The 20,875-nt window shown below is 37.9% G+C and carries 18 protein-coding genes; 12 read left to right on the forward strand and 6 right to left on the reverse strand.

The window, feature by feature from the left end; all coding sequences use genetic code 11:
• Positions 1–35 precede the first annotated feature (35 nt).
• Positions 36–2,105: a copper-translocating P-type ATPase gene (locus tag ACI3ES_RS00235; RefSeq protein WP_114667301.1), complete on the reverse strand. Its 2,070-nt coding sequence runs from the start codon at positions 2,103–2,105 to the stop codon at positions 36–38.
• Complete coding sequence (locus tag ACI3ES_RS00240) at positions 2,086–2,529, reverse strand: CopY/TcrY family copper transport repressor (RefSeq protein ID WP_114667302.1); 444 nt, start codon at positions 2,527–2,529, stop codon at positions 2,086–2,088. Before ACI3ES_RS00240 ends, ACI3ES_RS00235 begins: the two co-directional genes overlap by 20 nt.
• Positions 2,530–2,716: 187 nt before the next feature.
• Between ACI3ES_RS00240 and ACI3ES_RS00245 the strand changes: the two genes are divergently transcribed.
• The 5 genes from ACI3ES_RS00245 to ACI3ES_RS00265 are packed head-to-tail and all read left to right on the forward strand — an operon-like array spanning position 2,717 to position 6,522.
• Positions 2,717–3,082 (forward strand): GntR family transcriptional regulator, encoded by a 366-nt coding sequence (locus tag ACI3ES_RS00245; protein ID WP_080518902.1) that lies wholly within the window; start codon positions 2,717–2,719, stop codon positions 3,080–3,082.
• On the forward strand, positions 3,079–3,981 hold the full coding sequence (locus ACI3ES_RS00250; RefSeq protein WP_114667303.1) for an ATP-binding cassette domain-containing protein: 903 nt from the start codon (positions 3,079–3,081) through the stop codon (positions 3,979–3,981). The genes ACI3ES_RS00245 and ACI3ES_RS00250 overlap by 4 nt, the downstream gene beginning before the upstream one ends.
• Positions 3,981–4,808 (forward strand): hypothetical protein, encoded by an 828-nt coding sequence (locus ACI3ES_RS00255; protein WP_142511333.1) that lies wholly within the window; start codon positions 3,981–3,983, stop codon positions 4,806–4,808. The genes ACI3ES_RS00250 and ACI3ES_RS00255 overlap by 1 nt, the downstream gene beginning before the upstream one ends.
• Before the next feature lie 37 nt (positions 4,809–4,845).
• Entirely contained in the window at positions 4,846–5,751 is a 906-nt protein-coding gene (locus ACI3ES_RS00260; RefSeq protein WP_114667305.1) for an ABC transporter ATP-binding protein, read from the forward strand.
• 3 nt (positions 5,752–5,754) lie between these two features.
• Entirely contained in the window at positions 5,755–6,522 is a 768-nt protein-coding gene (locus tag ACI3ES_RS00265; protein WP_114667306.1) for an ABC transporter permease, read from the forward strand.
• 55 nt (positions 6,523–6,577) lie between these two features.
• Here ACI3ES_RS00265 and abc-f read toward each other — a convergent pair whose 3' ends face one another.
• Entirely contained in the window at positions 6,578–8,065 is a 1,488-nt protein-coding gene (gene abc-f / locus ACI3ES_RS00270) for a ribosomal protection-like ABC-F family protein (protein ID WP_114667307.1), read from the reverse strand.
• Between the two features lie 326 nt (positions 8,066–8,391).
• Here abc-f and ACI3ES_RS00275 point away from each other — a divergent pair, with 326 nt between their 5' ends.
• Positions 8,392–8,727: a PadR family transcriptional regulator gene (locus tag ACI3ES_RS00275; protein WP_004914854.1), complete on the forward strand. Its 336-nt coding sequence runs from the start codon at positions 8,392–8,394 to the stop codon at positions 8,725–8,727.
• The gene (locus tag ACI3ES_RS00280; RefSeq protein ID WP_114667308.1) at positions 8,720–9,553 is read left to right on the forward strand and encodes a hypothetical protein; all 834 of its coding nucleotides are present in this window, start codon (positions 8,720–8,722) and stop codon (positions 9,551–9,553) included. The genes ACI3ES_RS00275 and ACI3ES_RS00280 overlap by 8 nt, the downstream gene beginning before the upstream one ends.
• A gap of 121 nt (positions 9,554–9,674) precedes the next feature.
• Here the strand turns inward: ACI3ES_RS00280 and ACI3ES_RS00285 are convergent, their stop codons facing one another.
• Positions 9,675–10,538, reverse strand: a complete 864-nt coding sequence (locus tag ACI3ES_RS00285; RefSeq protein WP_004914856.1) for an aldo/keto reductase — start codon at positions 10,536–10,538, stop codon at positions 9,675–9,677.
• Between the two features lie 162 nt (positions 10,539–10,700).
• Here ACI3ES_RS00285 and ACI3ES_RS00290 point away from each other — a divergent pair, with 162 nt between their 5' ends.
• The 5 genes from ACI3ES_RS00290 to ACI3ES_RS00310 all read left to right on the forward strand — a co-directional run bounded on the left by ACI3ES_RS00290 (position 10,701) and on the right by ACI3ES_RS00310 (position 19,508).
• Positions 10,701–11,216 carry a GNAT family N-acetyltransferase gene (locus ACI3ES_RS00290; RefSeq protein ID WP_317211656.1) on the forward strand — a complete coding sequence of 172 codons (516 nt, stop codon included), beginning with the start codon at positions 10,701–10,703 and terminating at the stop codon, positions 11,214–11,216.
• A 48-nt stretch (positions 11,217–11,264) separates the two neighbouring features.
• Positions 11,265–12,710: an o-succinylbenzoate--CoA ligase gene (locus ACI3ES_RS00295; protein WP_114667310.1), complete on the forward strand. Its 1,446-nt coding sequence runs from the start codon at positions 11,265–11,267 to the stop codon at positions 12,708–12,710.
• Positions 12,707–13,417 carry a bifunctional demethylmenaquinone methyltransferase/2-methoxy-6-polyprenyl-1,4-benzoquinol methylase UbiE gene (gene ubiE / locus ACI3ES_RS00300; RefSeq protein WP_010278821.1) on the forward strand — a complete coding sequence of 237 codons (711 nt, stop codon included), beginning with the start codon at positions 12,707–12,709 and terminating at the stop codon, positions 13,415–13,417. The genes ACI3ES_RS00295 and ubiE overlap by 4 nt, the downstream gene beginning before the upstream one ends.
• Positions 13,418–13,484: 67 nt before the next feature.
• The gene (locus tag ACI3ES_RS00305) at positions 13,485–14,648 is read left to right on the forward strand and encodes a DUF2075 domain-containing protein (protein WP_114667330.1); all 1,164 of its coding nucleotides are present in this window, start codon (positions 13,485–13,487) and stop codon (positions 14,646–14,648) included.
• A 408-nt stretch (positions 14,649–15,056) separates the two neighbouring features.
• Positions 15,057–19,508 carry a glycoside hydrolase family 70 protein gene (locus tag ACI3ES_RS00310; protein WP_188353981.1) on the forward strand — a complete coding sequence of 1,484 codons (4,452 nt, stop codon included), beginning with the start codon at positions 15,057–15,059 and terminating at the stop codon, positions 19,506–19,508.
• A 412-nt stretch (positions 19,509–19,920) separates the two neighbouring features.
• On the opposite strand, the gene ACI3ES_RS00315 is transcribed toward ACI3ES_RS00310, so the two are convergent.
• Positions 19,921–20,127: a hypothetical protein gene (locus ACI3ES_RS00315; RefSeq protein WP_114667312.1), complete on the reverse strand. Its 207-nt coding sequence runs from the start codon at positions 20,125–20,127 to the stop codon at positions 19,921–19,923.
• Between the two features lie 35 nt (positions 20,128–20,162).
• A complete protein-coding gene (locus ACI3ES_RS00320) occupies positions 20,163–20,396 on the reverse strand; it encodes a hypothetical protein (protein ID WP_114667313.1) in 234 nt (77 codons plus the stop codon).
• Positions 20,397–20,875: the final 479 nt, after the last annotated feature.

Here is a 20,875-nt window from a genome sequence, read left to right on the forward strand (position 1 = left end):
AGTAATTTTTAATAATTGATTAAATATTTAATTATTTACCCTTTAAGTGTCAACGCATTTAAGGCTACGACAATGGTTGAAAAAGACATAACAATGGCACCAATCATGGGATTGAGCATGAGGCCAATGAAAGATAAAGCACCCGCAGCTAACGGAATGGTAATAATATTGTATCCTGCGCCCCACCACAAGTTTTGAACTTGCTTTGTATTGCCATGTTTTGCTAAACGAATGAATTCGATGATTTTTGGCAAATGATTAGTTATGAGAACTGTATCGGCTGAGGCTTGGGCAACTTGGGTACCAGCGCCAATGGCGACACTTAAGTCAGCGTGCGCTAGTGCTGGTGCATCATTAATACCATCCCCAATCATCATGACAGCGCCACGCTTTTGGTATTCAGCCACTAAGGCAATCTTTTCTTGGGGAGACACGCCAGCATGAATGGCTTCGATACCTAATTCATGGGCAACACGTTTTGCCGATTTTTCATTATCACCTGTTACAAGAACCGGAATAATGTGTTGCGCATGCAAATCGTCAATAAACTGACGCGCTGATTCTTTAACGCTGTCACCTTGTGCAATGGCTGCTATCACCTTATCATGGTTAAGCAAATATGAAACAGAACCGTCTGCGTTTAGCGGTTCAAAGGCAATATGATGTTCAGTTAAGTATCGTGCGGACACCAATAGGTAGTGATGGCCTTCGACCATACCTGAAACACCATAACCGGCTATATTCTCAACATGTTGTGCTGACAGTGTTGGTGCGCCTTGAGATTGCGCATAACTAATAATTGATTGTGCCAGCGGATGTGTTGATTGTTGATCGAGTGCACTCATAATTGCTAAAACGTGAGATTTATCTTCTTGATAGGTTACGAACTGTTGCACAGTGAACTGTCCGGTTGTTAATGTACCGGTTTTGTCCATCAAGGCATATTGGAGTTGATTAGCTGCCGACAATGCTTTGCGATTTTTGATCAGGATGCCTTGCGCAGCAGCAATCGCTTTCGTACGGCTAATTACCAAGGGTACTGCGAGGCCAAGCGCGTGTGGGCAAGCAATTACGAGAACAGTCACAGCAATATTTGTCGCAAAACTAAATCCCCGTAATGGCGTCCAAATGATCAATGCACCAATTGCGAAAACGAGTGCTATCCAGAATAGCCAAGAGGCGACACGGTCAGCTAGTGTTTCGACTTGTGATTTTTTATCTTGTGATGTGAGTAAAGTTTGTTGTAATTGACCAATAAATGATTGTGCACCTACTGTGGTGAGTTTAATGTCTAATGTGCCGTTACCATTTATGGTACCACCATAGACAATAGCATCGGCTGATTTATCAATCAGTTGACTTTCACCGGTCATCAGAGATTCATCTACTTGACTGTTACCATTTGTCACGATACCGTCGGCTGGAAAAGATTCACCTGCCAAAACGCGAACCACCATATCTGTTTTGAGTGTGGTAATTGGCATATCCATTATATGATCACCGTGTTTAACGTGGGCAACTTGGGGTAAAAGTTCACGAAGTTTGGCGGTGGCATCACCGGCTCTCATTGTTGCTGACATCTCAATTCGATGACCAAGCAGCATGATTACGGTAAGCGTTGCAAATTCCCAAAAGAAATCCATTACGTGATGATGGAAGACTTGTGTGGCAATTAAGGCATAGATAGAATACCAAAATGTGACATTTAATCCCATTGTGATAAGACTCATCATTGCTGGTTTTTTGGCATGCAACTCGTGACGCGCACCTACCCAGAACGGCTGTGAGCCAATAACGTACAACATGGCGGCCAATAAGGCAGAGACCCAACTGTTGCCTGGGAAAATGATGGTAAAAGGTAGATTGACACCCATAAATGGCGAGATAAAGAGAATCGGAATCATTAAGATGAATGATATCCAAAAGCGTCTTTTCATATCATTCATGTCCATGCCCGCCATGCCCATATCAGCACCGTGGTGATGCATTGGCATGGCTGACATATCCATCTCAGAATTGGTCATCATTGACATATTGTGGTCATGATCCATGTGGTGTTCATGTGTCATTTGTGACATGGTGTGATTATTTTTTTTCTCTGTCATATTGGCAGGCCTCCCAATCTTTTGGAATACAGTTACAAGCTATTGTTGCCGGAGCTGTTTTTGATTTTTGTACCAATAAAGCTTGCAAGTGGCTAATGTCTGTTTGAGATAGCGGGGTCTCCGCTAAGGCGTTGACTAACGCATCACCAACACACATGGCACACATGTCGTGTAATGTCGTAGATAAGGTGTCAACCATTGCTACTTTTTCAGTAATGGTTGCAGTATATATACGGTCTCTGGCAGCGTCATTGTGGCTAATAATGCCCTTTTTGATTAGACGTGTAATCAAAGTTTTAACAGTGGACGGTTGCCAATCTGTTTCCGCGCACAGAATACGAATGATTTGGTTGCTAGTTGCCTCTCCTAGAGTCCAAATGACACGCATTATTTGCCATTCACTTGTTGATATTGTTGTGTTCATACATATAGTCTACAACTGTAAACTTAAAAATACAAGGCATTATGATGATAAAAGAGGATTGACAGATTACGGTGTACCGTGTAACATAGTACACGTAGTACATTTGGGGATGTGGGGAATGAAACTCAGTCAAATATGATAGTGGTGTGGTTACTTAAAACACCAAATCTTAATCGGGAGCTCACAAATGGCGCAAATACAAAGAAACCAACCACTATACGAGCAGCTAATGTGGCGAATTAAAGCGCAAGTTGCTGCCGGCGTGTTAGTCATTGGTGAAAAATTACCATCGGTCCGTGAAATGGCATTAATTGAGGGATTAAATCCAAACACGGTAGCCAAGGCATACAAAGCACTTGAAGCGCAAAACGTTATCGAGACTGTAACTGGAAAAGGGACTTTTATTCGCAGAAATGGGGAAAATGCGGATGATGAACTTGTTGAGCAGCTCAAAAACAAGCTAACAGAAGTAACAATTGAAGCCAAACGTGTTTCAATTAGCCCGAATCAGCTTCACAGCTGGATTGATGAATTGTACGGAGAGAAACAATGACATTGATTTTGGAAAATATTTCAAAAAAAATACAACATCAGCAAGTCCTAAAAAATGTTAGCTTTGAATTAAATGAAGGCGAAATTGTTGGTCTTGTTGGTCATAATGGTGCAGGAAAGACGACACTCTTTCGAACCATTGTCGGTGAAATGAAAGCTGATTTTGGACGGATAGGGCTTGATGATCAAGATTATGTTCGGACAACTAGTACGCATGATCAGTTATTCTATGTTGATATGCCTGAAAATTGGTTAGCATATTATACACCAAACAAAATTAAATCTATTTTGTCGCTATCTTACAAAGATTTTGATTCTGATTGGTATGACGATCGCATTCAGCAATTTAATCTGAATAGTAAAAAACGCGTGCAAACTTATTCTAAAGGTATGCGTGCACTGTTTACGATAATTGTAGGTTTCGCTAGTCGCGCTCGCTATGTTTTGTTAGATGAGCCGTTGGATGGATTAGATGTTTTAATAAGGGATCAAGTTAAGCAATTAATTATTGATCGTGTGAACAAAAATAACACGACGGTTTTGATTGCCTCACATAATTTAGTAGAGCTCGACACATTAGTTGATCGCATTTTGCTGTTAAAAGACGGTAGCATTCATATGACATTTGCTATTGAAAATAATAACAATATCAAAAAGTATCAAGTGGCTTACGATAATGACGAGATGTTAGCTTTTTTGCGTGAAAATGGCACAATTATCGCCCATGTTGGGCATATCGTAACCGTCGTCTTCAGTGACTTTGATGAGAGCATTGGGATTAAACTAGCAGGCTCAGATTTTAAGTTTATTGAAGAATTACCCATTGGTAGTGAAGACATTTTCCGTGCTAGTTTTGCAAGTGAAGCCTATGCTTGGCAAAAAGAATTGGAGGGCGAATAATGTTACGCGCGATAAAAATTTATGGCAAAATGAAAGCACCTCAGTTGATATTAATTGCTTTTTTGGGTGTCGCAGCGTCGGCTATTATTATTGGTACAAACTTTATTGATTCTGGCACAGCTGCTGGTGGGGATGATGCAAGTGAGCTTAGCAGTCAATTGATGATTATTTTGCAATTTGCGGCATTGCTTTCCTTTTATAACGATAAAACACGTCATCTTGATGCATGGTTAGTAACACAAAGTATGTCGCGTAGACAATTATTGTTGAGTAAAATGTTTTGGCTGATAATCGCACCGATTGCATTTGCAGTGTTCCTTGATTTGTTTTCAATAATTACCATACAGCCTAGTGAGTGGGCACATGCAGTACGGAGTAACATTATCAATGGAGCTTTTAGTTTACTGTTTGCTAGCCTAGTTCTTGGTGTCAGTTTAGTCATAGGTCCTATCTGGCAAAAAGTTGCAGGGAGTATGTATCTCATTATTGTGTTTGAGACTATTACCCACACGTCTGCGGATCAAATGCTGTCAAAACAGTATTTTATTAATGATTTGATGACATCAGTGCTGGCTATTATCGGTATTTCATTAGTGGCATTGGCGATTAGTTATTACTTGGTTGAGCATGTTGGTGTTGATACTGAAGATGAACCGGTACGATTAAGTTATCTTAAATGGCCGGTTGTGATATTTGTTTTTGTATCAATGTTAATATTACAGCTTAATGCCGCTGGTGGGTTGCTAGATAAACTGTTGTTGCCAGTAATTTTAAGCATCACCACATTTGTTTTTGTTTTTAAACCTAAATTATCTTGGGAAAGATAATACATTCAAACTAGTTTCATAATATAGAGGGGAAATAATGGCATTATTAGAAGTAAAAAACGTTAGTAAAAAATATGGGGCACGCGCTGCAATGGATCAAGTTAGTTTTGAGGTTGAGGCCGGACATATCGTTGGATTAATTGGGCCCAACGGTGCCGGAAAGTCAACGACGATGCGTGCTATCACTGGATTAATGAGTTATTCATCAGGTACAATCTCGTTTGATGGCAAACCTGTAACGTTTAGTAATCATCAAGCACTGGATAAAATTGGTAATTTGATTGAGTATCCGTCAATCTATCCCAATTTGACCGCCTTAGAACATTTGAAGTTGTATGCAATGGATACAAAATCACCTGCAGACTTTAAAATGCTCATGCATAAAACACAAATTGATGGCGATAACTTTGGAAAACGTAAGGCCAAAAATTTTTCATTGGGGATGAAACAACGTCTTGGTATTGCGATTGCATTGATTAGAAACCCAAAGCTGGTCATTTTAGATGAGCCAATGAACGGATTAGATCCACAATCAGTTCATGATTTGCGTGAATTAATTCGCGCTTTGGCAGACGAAGGAACAGCATTTTTGATATCAAGTCATTTGTTAGATGAACTGCAAAAATTGGTTGACGATGTTGTGATTATTAATCATGGCAAAATTATTGAAAAAGATACAATGTCTAATTTCTTTAGTCACGATAAAGTGCGTTGGACAGTTGATACTAATGACAATGAGGCAGCGTTGATGGTTGTTCAAGAACATCATTGGCAGGCAAATATTGATGATGGGCACTTGCAAATTACTGGGGCGGAAAGTTTGCAAGAAGTTATCACAGTGATTAACCAAGCTAGTCTTGAAATTATTGCACTTAATACAGTCACAGGGAATCTAGAAAAGTCGTTGTTGGATATGCTGGCAGCAGACGATAAGGGGGAATAAGTCGTGTTAACATTGATGAAACAAGAGTATTATAAAGCTTTTAAGCAAAACAAATTATATGTTTGGTTAATTTTAAGTTTGATTTTTCCGATAGCTATTATTGGTATTTTTAAATCACAAAGAACCCCATCAGCCGTGATTAATTTGGGACAAGCATTGCTGTATGTACAAATGGCCGGCATCATTATAACTGCTTTGTCGGTATCGCAAGAATTTGGTTTTGGAACCATTCGCCCATTGTTATCACGTCGTTTTAGTCGTGGTAGCGTGTTTGTTAGTAAATTGTTGCTAAATCTCAGTGTTTATATTGGTCTGTTTGTCACGGCATTTATTGGTACTGTTCTAGCGGTTGCTTTGTTTATACCAAAGTATGATTTCAGTCAGTCCCTTGGGTATACAGGGAATAGTTGGCAAACTATGGGCATCAGCATGCTTGATACTGCTATTCAAATGGTATTCGTGGCTGCACTAGTTTTGATGATTACGAATCTAGTTAAAAGTTCTGGGGCAGCAATTGGATTGGGTGTTGTGATGATTGTGGCGACACCATTATTGAGCGCTATTTCATTGAAATTAATTGGTTTAGCACCGTTTTTAAAGTGGAACCCATTTAATATTTATTTAGGCATGTCTAACTTAGGTATGTTGTCACCAAGTCTTGTGAAGCAAGCGATGAATATATCACAAAATGATTTGATTATTGTGTACTTCATTTATATTATTTTGATGTATGGCATTGCATATCTAATTTTCAAAAAGCGTAGTGTATAATGTTTCACGTGAAACATATATTAATTATTTAAAAAACCTGATAGTTTAGACAATATTATTTGTCTAAACTATCAGGTTTTTTTGATGATGGTGTCGTTAAATGAACGGTTTTGGTTGACGTTGTTGCCAAAAAATTAGCATCATGTTCGATAATTATCATCGTTGGCTGTATTTGATTGATAATGTTAGTGATTTGCTCTTGATTGAAAACATCAAGATAATTTAATGGTTCATCCCAAATATACAATTCAGCTGGTGTCATAAGTGACTTAGCCAATGCCACGCGTTTTTGTTGGCCCATACTCATTTGCTCGATTCTATTTTGAAAAACGTGACGTTCAAGGCCAAGTTTGAAAAGGTTATTGAGTAAATCTTCATAGGATAAATGACTCGCCAAGGCAAATTCAGCTAGTGTGCCATGATTATCGTTATAATTTTGTCTGACATAGCTGATAGCTAGGTTTTGGGGGCGATACATTTTCCCGGTTGCGGTACCAGCAAAATTATTTTGCAAATAGCGTACAAGAGAGGATTTGCCTGAACCATTGTTACCTTCAATTGCTAACCGTTCACCGAGATTAAGATCAAACGAAATTGGTTCAAATAGTGGTTTGTCATAGTTTAATTGTAGATTTTTTACTTTGAGCAACTGTTGGTGGGTTGTTGGGGTGAAATTTAACGTTAGTGGTGATACTGATTCAATATTTTTTAAAAGCGCCGCTTTTGCTTCGACTTTACTTTCAGATCGTTTGGCTATCGCTTTGGAACGTTTTGCCTGCTTCTTGGCAATTCGACGTGAAGCAGAATCATTTGTTTCATTCTCACATTCAAGGGCCCATGTGGCAACATTTTTTGATGCTTGTTTGATATGTTTAATTTCTTTTTTTAACTGAGTATTTTGTTCTTTTTCGTATGCGTCTGTTTGCTTTTTTTGGTCATCATATACTTGAAAGTTACCACGTTGCAACAAAACGTTGTGTTTCTCAATGGATAACGTATGGTCAACAATTTCGTCAATGAAGTTGCGGTCATGGCTGACTACAATGAAACCTTGTTTCTTTTCCCTTAAATAATTGGCAACTTGCTGGCGTGATGCTTGGTCTAAATGATTAGTCGGTTCGTCAATTAATGGAAAACTGATATCGTCGACAAATAAAAGTGATAGTAAAACTTTGGTTTGTTCACCACCAGATAAGCTCGAAAATTTGCGCCAGAGAATATCATCTGTTAATCCTAACAAGGAGAGTTCACGTGATATTTTCCAAAAATCGAAGTTTGATAGCGTCTGCAAAATATTATAAGTTAACTGCTGTGGATCTTGAATTGTCTGGGGAAAATACGCAAATTTGATGTTTTGACTAATGTCGCCAGTATAATGATAATCGCCCATCAGTAGTCGTAACAGTGTTGTTTTACCACGGCCATTACGACCAATCAAAGCCAACTTCCATTGGGCAGATAAACTCAAATTGATATCTGAAAAAAGTTGCGTACCCTGTTGATCAAATCCAAAATACAAATGTTTTATCTCAATATCGACCATAAAATTACCTCATCAAAAATATAGTCATTGATCGTCGAGATGGTAAATTTGAGGGTAACTAAAAAGACCCACCCTATGAACGGTTAAACCAAATCTCGAAAATCAACGTACTTGCTCACACGCATGGCAAGTGTCTGTGTCATTTTCGTTCATTAGTTTATTTGTTCAACAGTAAGTCCCTCATGTTTCATAAATTATTTTAATTTTATCATTGAAAATTCATAATATCAAGTATAAAAGCGACATAGTTGTTATTTTATTATTTGAATTGTCAATTATTATACGGTATGCTTAACAAACCATAAATAGAATGGAGAAATAATGACTTGTCAGAAAATATAGCCAGTCAACTTAGAAAAGGTATTTTACAAGGCTTTTTGCTCATTCTACTTGATAAAGAACCAAATTATGGTTATGGCATCATGAAAAAAATGTCGGAATATGGTTTGGGGGATGTTCCGAAAGGTACGATTTATCCCTTGCTCACCAATATGACAACAAAAGGATTGATTAAATACCAAATTCAAGCTTCTGATGGTTTGAGAACGAGAAAATATTATTACATAACCGAAGCCGGCAAAGCAGAAAAACAAGTTTTTAGTCGCGAATGGCTGGGGATTAGTCACAGTATGAATAGCATTTTGGGGGAAGAAAATGAATAGTAGTCAAAAATTGATTGAAAAGAACAATAGTTTGCGAAAAGAACTCAATCTAAAAAATGAGGTGTTTTATAGTGATTTTTTGATATACATGAGACTTGGCAGTATTACAAAAAAAGAAACTATTGTTGAAAATATATTACTTGAAATCTTAGAAGATATTCTTGATGCACAACGAGAAAATATTGATGCGAACAAGTATTTTGGTAAGTCACCGAAAATGGTAGCGGATGATATTTTAAAATCGATTCCTAATAGTATTACTGATACAGTTAAGCTAGCCATGACGGTGCTGTTTAGCTTTGCAATTATGACTTTATTGCCAGTGCTGGCAAATCCTAACGCGAAGATTGATTTGGGTAATATGATTTTGGCAGGCATTTATACTTGTCTAGCAAGCATGTTAATTTTGAAGCAAATAGCGCGGTCAATCTATGTGATTAACCGTTTTATGTCGAACAAAGTGGTCAGATATGTGACTTATTTTGTTTTAGCGAGCGCCTTATTGGCACCTGTGTATTTGATTCTGTTATTTGTTAAAACACCTTTGACCTTTTCGCTAAATGGTTTTGCTGGTGTTATGGTATCTGTGTTGATTATGGCGGGCTTCATCGTTTGGTGGTTACATTCAAATAATCGCAGATTTAACTTTCCAATGTTGTTCGCAGCCTTGGTATTTGGCATACTGTCATTGATTATTAGAATACCAAATGTGCAAGGCACGGTTTTTAGGAGCCAGTTTGGTAAAAATAGTTACGCGATTATTATCATAATTGCTTTGGTGTCATTTTATGTTGTCAGTCACATCGTGCATAAAAGAAGTGATTAATGATTATCTTACACAATTAAAGTAGTCAAGCATTCCAAATCTCAAATTTAATGACAAAAAAATCCGCTGACCAGACAGCGGACAATCAAATTATGATTAAAAGGGGTGTTGATAGTTAACTTTAAAAGTCAGCCGTATCGGCATTGGTATGCGTGCCACCGATTCCAGTAAGTGAATCAAGTTCGGACACTTCATCATTGGTTAAGGCAAAGTCAAAAACGTCTAAATTAGCCTTAATATAGTCTTCATGCGTTGATTTTGGCAGTGGCAGAAATCCCTTTTCCAAAGACCAACGAATGAGCACTTGTGGGACGGATTTGTGATACTTTTCTGCAATTGTCGTAACCTGTGGTAAATCTACTAAACGTCCAGTGCCCAGTGGCGAATAGGCTTCACTGACAATGTCATGTGCTTTGTCATAAGCAACAAGTTCGTCCTGTGTGTCAGAAGGGTTCAAAAAGTTTTGATTAACCATTGGTGCAATTTTTTGTGTTTTTGCCAAACTTTCGAGATGATGAATTTGAAAATTGGAAACACCGATTGCTTTGGCTTTTCCAGCTTCATAAGCAGCTTCAAAGGCGCGCCATGTCTCAGCGTTGGCCGTTTCCCAAGCATTTTGACCCTGTGCCTTTATTGCTGCGGGGTTTGGCCAGTGAATCAGGTAGAGATCAACGTAGTCTAGCCCTAACTTTTGCAAGGAAAGATCTAAAGCCTTTTGAGCGGCTTCAAATGAATGTGCATCATTCCAAAGCTTAGTTGTGACAAATAGGTCTTCACGATTAATGCCAGAATCTTTGATAGCGCGACCAACTGATTCTTCATTACCATAAGCAGCTGCCGTATCAATATGGCGATAACCAGCTTCTAATGCCCAACGAACGGCTTGATAAGCAACATCTCCGTCAGCACTTTGCCATGTACCAAAGCCAATAACGGGAATTTTAGTACCATTTGCCAGTGTGTATGTATCATTTTGAGAAGTCATATGAGTACCTCTATTTTTTTATTTGGCGAACGAAAAATTAGATTATTCGCCCAGTACATTCATTATAACATGAACACGGAACAAACGTTCGCTTAAACAACTGGTTATTGTAGCTATGATAAAATGTAAGTAATGCTTGAATTTTATCAAAAGGATAACGATATGATATTAACAAACTTCAATACTAATGATGAAACAAATTGGCAAAAAATTTATTTAAATGCCTTTCCGGCACATGAGCGGTTGCCATTCGAGACTTTACAGCAAAAGGTGAGTGACAATGACCAGATTAAAATGTTAACGTTTAAAAGCAATGATCATGTTGCTGGGATCCTATTTTTGGTGACATTGGCAGATGATAAAGCATTTATTCTATATTTTGCCGTCGATGCAACTATTCGCGGGAAAGGTATTGGAAGCCAAATGTTATCATGCTTAAAGCAACGCTACACTGGTGGCATTGTTTTGGAATCTGAAATCGTTGGTACTAATGCGGATAATGAGCAACAGCGTTTACAACGTTATCAGTTTTATCAAAGAAATGGCGTTCTAGATTCAGGATTTGTCGCTCAAAATATGGGTGGGACTTTTCATTTGCTTAGAACAAGTGCTCAAATTACAGTGGCAGATTACTTAAAAGCTATTGATATCTTAGGGCTAACGACTACAATGCAATAGACGATGACGTCTATTTTTTTTTAATGCATTCTGCGGTATGATAGAAAAATGGAAAACTGGTTGATAAAACGTGCACGACTCACGCCCAATCGCGTTGCCGTGCAGGAAAAAGGACAGCAACTGACCTTTCAAGAAGTTGCTGATCAGACAAAAAAAATTGCTGCACAATTGAATGTGGTGATTGAAACAGAACAACGGATAGCCTTAATTGCTACGAATACAATTGCAAGTTATTTAGTGATTATGGCAGTCCAACAACTTGGCAAAACGATGGTCTTTATTAATCGACGCTTGTCATTTGACGAAATTAACTATCAGTTGGCTGATGCTGATATTTCAGTTTTAATCACAGATGAAGACTATCATCAGCAGCTAAAAGTGGATAAACAGTTAACTGTTAGTGCGTTATCCACTGAAAAATCAGCACGACTGGATTTGGTTGAAAATTTTCCTGATGATGCTGTTACCAGTATTATGTATACTTCTGGCACCACAGGTAAGCCGAAAGGTGTCATGCAAACTTTCAATAATCACTTTTTTTCAGCTATGGGGAGTGCTCTGAATTTGGGGCTAACGGCTGATGATGCTTGGTTAACAGCGGTGCCTATTTTTCATATTAGTGGTTTTTCAATTTTAATGCGAGGCCTGATTTATGGTATGCGTGTTGTCCTTTTACCAAAATTTGATGCACACCAAGCCAATGAGCTATTGGTTAATCATCATATTACGACTATGTCAGTAGTGCCTGTGATGCTTAAGCAACTGTTAAAGGACTTGCCAGAAGATGTCTCTTATAATAGCGGATTTCGTACGATGCTATTAGGTGGTGGTCCCACAGATCGCGCAACTTTAAAGCGAGCACAGGCCCACCACATTCCGATCATTCAGTCTTATGGCATGACTGAAACCGCCTCTCAAGTGATTGCTTTAGACGCCGAGTACGCTGATGAAAAATTAGGATCGGTTGGTAAACCACTATTTCCAGTGAGCTTGAAAATTGCTGATCATTATGGCGTACCAGTTAAAACAGGTAACATTTGGATTAAGTCACCGACGTTGACAGTTGGTTATCTTAATCAGCCGAATAAATTGGCAGAAAAATGCCGTGATGGCTGGTTTAATACTGAAGATCTTGGCTATCTCGATGATGATGGTTTCTTATTCGTACAAGGTCGTGAAGGTGATATGATCAGTTCTGGCGGAGAAAACATTTTTCCAGATGAAGTCGAATCAGTTTATCTAAAGTTGCCAGAGATTGACAACATTGTGGTAGTCGGTGTTCCTGATGAGCAATGGGGGCAAGTACCAGTGGCTATTGTAATAGATAGCAAGCTCTCTGCTACTGATTTAAAAGCTTACGGGCGTGAAAAATTAGCACATTATAAAGTGCCAAAACGTTTTTATTTTGCAAATGACTGGCATCGGAATGCCAGTGGTAAGACGGAACGAATCAAATTCATAGCTGAAATCACACGATTGAAGGAGTTAAAATGACCCTATCACCTAAAAATACTGATGTACAATCACTGTTTAATACCATTGCGCCAGAATATGACAAGATGAATAATATTATTAGCTTGGGAACGCACAAAAATTGGCGACAAAAAGTTATGAAAAAAATGGTTTTTCCAAAAGGTGCTGAAATTATTGATTTAGCAACGGGAACGGCTGATTGGGCAATTGCCTTGGCAGAAAAGAGCGACCCCACGGCAAAAATAACAGGGTTGGATTTCAGTCGGGAAATGCTCACAGTTGGGCAACACAAAGTCGATTTGAGTGATTATGCGGATAAAATAACGCTAGTACAAGGCGATGCTATGTCACTGCCATTTGAAGATAATCACTTTGATATTGTGACCATTGGTTTTGGTCTTAGAAACTTGCCTGATCCAATTCAAGGTCTACGTGAAATGTATAGAGTGCTTAAGCCGGGTGGACAACTCGTGGTTCTTGAAACATCTCAACCGGATAATCCTATTGTTAAGCCTTTTTGGCGCTTATATTTTGGGCAAGTGATGCCTTTATTAGGGAAATATTTTGCAAATGGTAAATACTCGGCTTATAAATACTTAGATGAAACGACTGAAAACTTTATGGATTATATGACATTGGGTCAAGTAATGCTGCGATTAAAGTTTCAAAAAGTTGTTATCTCTAGATTTAATTTGGGAGCTGCGGCCGTACATTATGCTACAAAATAACCTCATTTGTGGTGGATAATGATTTAACAACGATGGTGTGGAAAGCGAGAAATAAACCATGGCTGAAATGAATGAACAACTCAAAAAACAATTTTTTGTCGATCAATTGTCACAAGATCAAGAACGTGTCATTGGTGATATCAATGATTATATTGGCACTAGCGTAGCACATAACAACCATGCTGTTGCGATTATTCAGGGGGCAGCTGGTACTGGTAAATCTGTTGTACTGATGGATCTTGTCACTAAATACATGACTGATAAACGTTATAAAACAGCCTTGGTGGTTAACCACCCTGAACTCTTCAAGGCTTATAAGGACATTGCGGAAAGTATTCCTGGTATGCGTGAACGCGATATTACGCGACCAACGCCGCTGATTAATCACGCTCAAAAAAATCATTGGCGATATGATGTCATTTTTGTTGATGAAGCGCATTTATTATTATCCAAGCCCGAACCTTATATGCATTATAATGGCAACAATCAACTAACTGATTTAATGGATTTAGCTAAAATTGTGGTCGTTGTTTATGACTTTGCACAAGTTTTTCAATCAAAAATGTATTGGTCAAAAGACTTCTTATACAAAACAATCGGGAATCGGCCACATAAGTTATTTGATATGAATTTTCAGTACCGCATGATTGCCAGTGAGTCACAAGTAAAATGGATGGATGATCTAACAGCTGAAAAACCATTATATCCATTTCCAAATGATAGTGACTTCGAATTCAAAGTCTTTGATAAAGCTGGGGAACTCTACGACAATATTGTCCAAAAAAATAAGTCAGTCGGGTTAAGCCGAGTTGTTGCAACGTCAGGATTTCCAAGGAATGATGGCCGTCATAACGTTGAAATGGATACATTCTCACTGCCTTGGGATGAATGGGATCCACAACGCACGCACTGGGCCAAACGTGAATACTCTATCAAGCAAGTTGGGACAATATATACTTTGCAGGGCTTTGATTTGAACTTTGTGGGAATGATTATTGGGCCATCGTTTGGCTATGATGCAAAAACAGACAGCATGACTATTTTGCCAGAGAAATATTCACACAAGGAAATATTCAAAAAACGTCAGGATAAACAGTTTACAAAGGCCGAATTTAAAGCTTTCATTGCCAACGTTTTAAATGTTTTGATGAAACGTGGCAAATATGGTTTATATTTAACGGCTTATGATGATGCTTTGCGTCAACGATTGTTAGAATTGTATCGTGACTGATGGCTATTTGACTGAACAATAAAAATTTCAATAAGAGTGTACAGAAAGCGCTAGATGACTAATATCATCAGCGTTTTTTAATGTTACTCATTTTTAGCGTAGAATATCTCATGAAAAATCCTGAGATTAACTTTAAAATTTGTGAATACAACAACAGCATTAATAAAAGATATAGTTATTTTTTTCATACTATATTGTGAACACTTCTGGCAACATTATCAGAATAAAATCTAAAAAGCTTCTAAATAAGGGTTTGTCAATGATTTCGGCCATGCTATATTTTCAAATGAGCAATTAATAGCACAGTATTTTTACGAATTTTTGACAAACGTTTAGCAAAAATTGTGATACAATTTACAAGTCGCGTTAAATTAAAACGTGGTTAAAAAATTATGGAGAACGAATGTTATGAGAGAGAAAGTCGTGGCGAGAAAGAAGCTTTATAAGGCGAAAAAAAGTTGGGTGGTAGCTGGTTTGACTACTGCCTTTTTGATGGTGAATCAAGCCAGTGTAAGCGCTGATCAAAATGTAAATGATACATCGGTCACAACAACAACGCAGGATGTCACAACAGATCAGGACACTGGTATTGACGCATCTGTAACGACGACAGTTAGTCCAAATTTGGATGATACTCAAGTTGATAACATCAATATTCAGGCATCAACAGATCAAAAAGATGATTCAAAAGGCACCACGCAAACAGTTGAAACGGACGTTACAACGAATAGTCAATCAACAGATACAACAGCAGTGACAGCTCAAACGAATCAAACAGAAACAATACAAAATAGTGATGCGACAACTGAAACAGGATTAGTGACAGTTAATAATCAAGTCAGATACGTTAATCCTGACGGCACAGTGTTGAAAGGCGCATACAAAACAATCAATGGTAACACTTATTATTTTGATGATAATAGTGGTGACGCACTGATAGGAATACATAAAATTGGAGAATCAATTAAGGGATTTGGTCTTACTGGTGTCCAAATCAAAGGAGATTACTTAACGGCAGTCAACGGTGACAAATATTACTTTGATTCTGACGGTAATACGGTGTCTGGCGTGCAACAAATTAATGGTAAAACCTATTATTTTGACAGTACTGGTAAATTAATGAAGGGCTACACAGCAGTCTTGAGTGGTGTTGTAACTTTCTTCAACAGCACAACGGGTGAAGCAGATAATACTGACGCCTCAACCATTAAAACTGGTGTTACAATTGACAACTCAGATTACACAACGCATAATGCCGCCTATGATAATACAGCCGCCAGTTTTGATAATATCAATGGCTATTTGACGGCAGAAAGCTGGTATAGACCTAAAGAAATACTGGAAAATGGTGAGTCATGGCGGCCGTCTACTACTGAAGATAAACGTCCCATTTTAATTACTTGGCAACCGGATATTGTGACCGAGGTCAATTATCTCAACATGATGGCTGCAAATGGTTTGCTCTCGATTAACGCACCATTTATAACTGCTAGTGACCTTGCCATTATGAATGATGCTGTCAGAGCTGTTCAAAAGAATATTGAAATACGGATTAGCCAAGAAAAATCAACTGATTGGTTAAAAACACTGATGACTCAGTTTATTAATACACAACCACAGTGGAATGAGGTGAGTGAATCACCAAGCAATGATCACCTGCAAGGCGGTGCATTAACGTATGTCAATAGTCCATTGACGCCAGATGCCAATTCTAATTTTCGTTTGCTTAATCGGACCCCGACTAATCAATCTGGCACAACGCGTTATGATACTGACAAATCTGAAGGTGGTTTTGAATTATTATTAGCCAATGATGTTGATAATTCAAACCCAGTAGTTCAAGCTGAGCAACTTAACTGGTTGTACTATTTAATGAATTTTGGCTCAATTACAGCTAATGATCCAACGGCTAATTTTGATGGTATTAGAGTTGATGCTGTTGATAACGTAGACGCTGACTTGTTGCAAATCGCATCGGATTACTTTAAATTAGCGTATGGCACTAGTTTATCTGACACAAATGCTAATCAACATTTATCGATTTTGGAAGATTGGTCTGCTAATGATGCGGAATACATGTCAAAAACGGGTAGTAATCAATTGACAATGGACACGTATACGCAGCAACAATTACTCTTTTCATTGACAAAAACAGTTGGTAATCGTGCTGACATGCGACGTTTCCTAGAATACTTTATGATTAATCGTGCTAACGATGCCACTGAAAATGTGGCAACACCAAATTACTCATTTGTTCGTGCGCATGATAGTGAAGTTCAAACGGTCATTGCTACGATAATTAAAGATTTACATCCTGATGTTGTGAATAGTCTTGCGCCAACTCAAGCACAATTAGAAGAGGCATTTGCCGTGTATAACGCTGATATGAATCGGGTGGATAAACAATATACCCAATATAATATGCCAAGTGCTTATGCCATGCTTTTGACCAATAAAGATACGATTCCACGTGTGTATTACGGTGATTTATACACAGATGATGGTGAGTATATGGGTACGCAAACACCCTATTATGATGCTATCGTTAATCTATTGCAGTCTCGCGTTAAATATGTTGCAGGTGGACAGTCAATGGCGGTTGATCAACATGATATTTTAACAAGTGTGCGTTATGGCAAAAATTTGGCTGACGCTAATGTGACATCAGATGATTTAACCAGTATTAACTCAGGCATAGGTGTCATTGTTTCTAATAATCCCAATCTTTCGTTGGCGTCTGGTGAAACCGTCGTGCTCCATATGGGCATTGCACACGCAAATCAAGTGTATCGTGAGATACTTGAGACAACCGACAACGGTATTGCAAATAATACCGATATTTTTAAAACAACAGATAGCAATGGTGACTTGATTTTCACAGCTTCTGAAATTCATGGGTATAGTAATGTTCAAGTATCAGGCTTTTTATCAGTTTGGGCACCCAAAGATGCTGCGGATGATCAAGATGTACGTACTGCTGCTAGTGAATCGACTTCTAATGATGGCAATACGCTTCATTCAAATGCTGCCTTAGATTCCAACATAATTTATGAAGGCTTTTCAAACTTTCAATCCACACCTCAGTCAGAAAGTGAATTTGCAAATGTCAAAATAGCTGCTAATGTTAATCTGTTCAAATCTTGGGGTGTCACCAGTTTTCAAATGGCACCTCAATATCGTTCGAGCACCGATACAAGCTTTTTGGATTCCATTATTCAAAATGGTTATGCCTTCACTGACCGTTACGATTTGGGATTTGAAACGCCAACGAAGTATGGGACGGACCAGCAATTGCGTGATGCAATTAAAGCATTGCATGCTAATGGTATACAAGCAATGGCTGACTTTGTGCCAGACCAGATTTATAATTTGCCTCAAACAGAACTGGTTTCTGTATCACGCACCGATAGTCTTGGTAATCAGTCAGCCAATTCAAATGCAGCCAATGTATTGTATGTATCTCATACAGTTGGTGGTGGTGAATATCAAAGCAAGTATGGGGGTGAATTTTTAGCGTTTATTAAGTCTAAATATCCAAGCTTGTTTAAAACAATTCAGGTTTCGACAGGACTACCAATTGATGATTCAACTAAGATTAAAGAGTGGTCAGCAAAATACTTTAATGGTTCAAATATTCAAGGACGTGGTTTTGGATATGTGCTATCTGATGGTGGCACACAGAACTACTTTAAAGTGATTTCGAACAGTACAGATGATGATTTTTTGCCTAATCAACTGACTGGGCAACCCACAACGACGGGATTTGAACAAACGAGTAAGGGCATTGTATATTACTCTAAGAGCGGTATTCAGGCTAAAAATCAATTTGTCAAAGATGATGTTTCTGGCAATTACTACTATTTCAATAAGAATGGTCTGATGACAATTGGCAGTAAGACGATCAATGGTAAAAACTATATGTTCTTGCCAAATGGCGTAGAGTTACGAGGATCCTTTTTACAAACAGCGGATGGGACCGTCAATTACTATGCGACTAATGGGGAACAGGTTAAGGACGCCTATGTGACTGACACAGAAGGCAATAGTTATTACTTTGATGGTGATGGAGAAATGGTAACTGGTGCTTATACAGTCGATGGACATGCGCAATATTTTGATGTGAATGGTGTTCAAACAAAAGGTGCCATCATTACACTTGACGGCGTGCAACGCTATTATCAAGCTGGGAACGGTAATTTGGCAACCAACCAATATGTCAGCTACAACAACGGCTGGTACTATGCCAACGCCAAGGGCGAGTTAGTGACCGGCGCTCAGAGTATTAATGGTAACGTTCAATATTTTGCCAGCAATGGGCAACAAATTAAAGGTCAAATTGTCGTGACTGGTAATCAGAAAAGTTATTACGATGCAAACACTGGAAATCTTATCAAAAATGATTTTTTGACACCGGATCAAGGTAAAACTTGGTATTATGCCGATCAAGACGGTAATCTCGTGACAGGTGTACAGAATATTAATGGACACAATCAATATTTTGATGATAATGGGATACAAATCAAAGACCAAATCATATCAAATGATGGGCAACAATATTATTATCAAGGTGGTAATGGTGATTTAGTCACAAATCGATATATCAGTTACAATGATAGTTGGTATTACGCCGACGCAACAGGTGTTCTTGTAACAGGTCAACAAATTATCAACGGCGAAACGCAATACTTTAGGACAGATGGTCGTCAAGTAAAGGGCCAAATTATTGCTGATGGTGATAAACAGAATTATTACGACGCAGATTCAGGCAATTTGGTGAAAAATAATTTTGTCACAGTTGATCAAGGTAAAACTTGGTATTATGCTGATCAAGATGGAGACCTCTCTTTGGTTGACCAATAAGGTGACTGAACTAAACTTTAACGGGTTACAGTAGGAAGATACTGTAACCTTTTTAAAATAAATATATGTAAGCGCTTGCAAAAGCAAAAAAGACATGCTATAATTTAGGTAGAGATTAGGAGGAGATCCTAATAACATTCAAATTTGTTGACGCCGTCAGTGACGATGGCAGGAATGGGTTTCTTTCAATCTAAGAACGACTTGCTCAGTGAAAACTGCTGGGTACGGCTATGAGAATAGCTGTACATTGTAGCTAGTTTGATAATTAATGATATTTGCTTAGGTTTTATACTTGAGAAGTATTATTTCTGGGTGGGTTGTTTTTTGTTTGCTTGGGTCACCACATGACAATAAAAAAGGGTCAAAACTAATTTAATGGTTTTGACCTTTTTTGGTGAAGTTAAGTTGTTTTTTATCCCAAAAAAATTAGCAGTTCTACAATACCCATCATAGCTAACAATGCTGTAAAAAAGAAACCGTACAAGTAACCAAATACTCTAAAAGGGCTATCTGTTTTTGTGGCGTTTGTGCGATAGGTTCTAAATGCTTTGTGTGAAGCAAAACCTTGCCAAATGGCAGCCAAAATTAGTAGTAAACCGATAAGCAATTGCCACATCATAACACCTCCTCTCTGATTAAAATGAAAATGTCTTTTTAGATTGCCAGTCGATCTGCATCTAAAAATTCATATTTTGTGTTGGTGACAAACTGATTGAAGCCTTGTTGATTGTCTGAAATCATTGCAATCATTCGGTAGTTAATCAATTTTGCAAACGTGCCATTATTAGGATATGATTGGCTGCCCAATTGTATCGCCGACAACAAAATGAAATGGTCATTTGGATATTTAAGCTGGTTTGGTAAAGGCCAGTGAGTTGATGCTGACATGATCTGTTATAAGTTAGTCGTGAATTTAATTATTTCAGACTACCTAATAGGAAAACAAACGGTATTATTGCTGTCACTATAAAGAAAATGATGCTAACATAGTTAATTTTTTTAGTTTTCATAATTATCCTGCCAGATTTTTTGTTATGTGATCATTTTTCGCGAATTCCAAAGTTTAGGAAGCGCTTACAAATTAATTTTATACCCAAAAATATCATAATTCAACTATATATGTCTCAATGTGATAAATAAAGATTTAAAATAACATTTTTGATAAATATGTTACTGTTACGACAAAGCCAGATTTTGGGGATTGGGGCCGCCAAGTAAGCCATGGTATGAGTTTTGTCCGATAAATAGGTACTTTTTCTGCAAGAATTTGTATTAATAAAATGATATCATTGAAAGAATAAAATCGATGCCATCTATGTCGAGGAGCAGATTGTCAGTATATGGTATGAGGGTAGTTACATTATTGG

It is taken from the genome of Leuconostoc falkenbergense (assembly GCF_045801155.1).
GTDB lineage: Bacteria > Bacillota > Bacilli > Lactobacillales > Lactobacillaceae > Leuconostoc > Leuconostoc falkenbergense.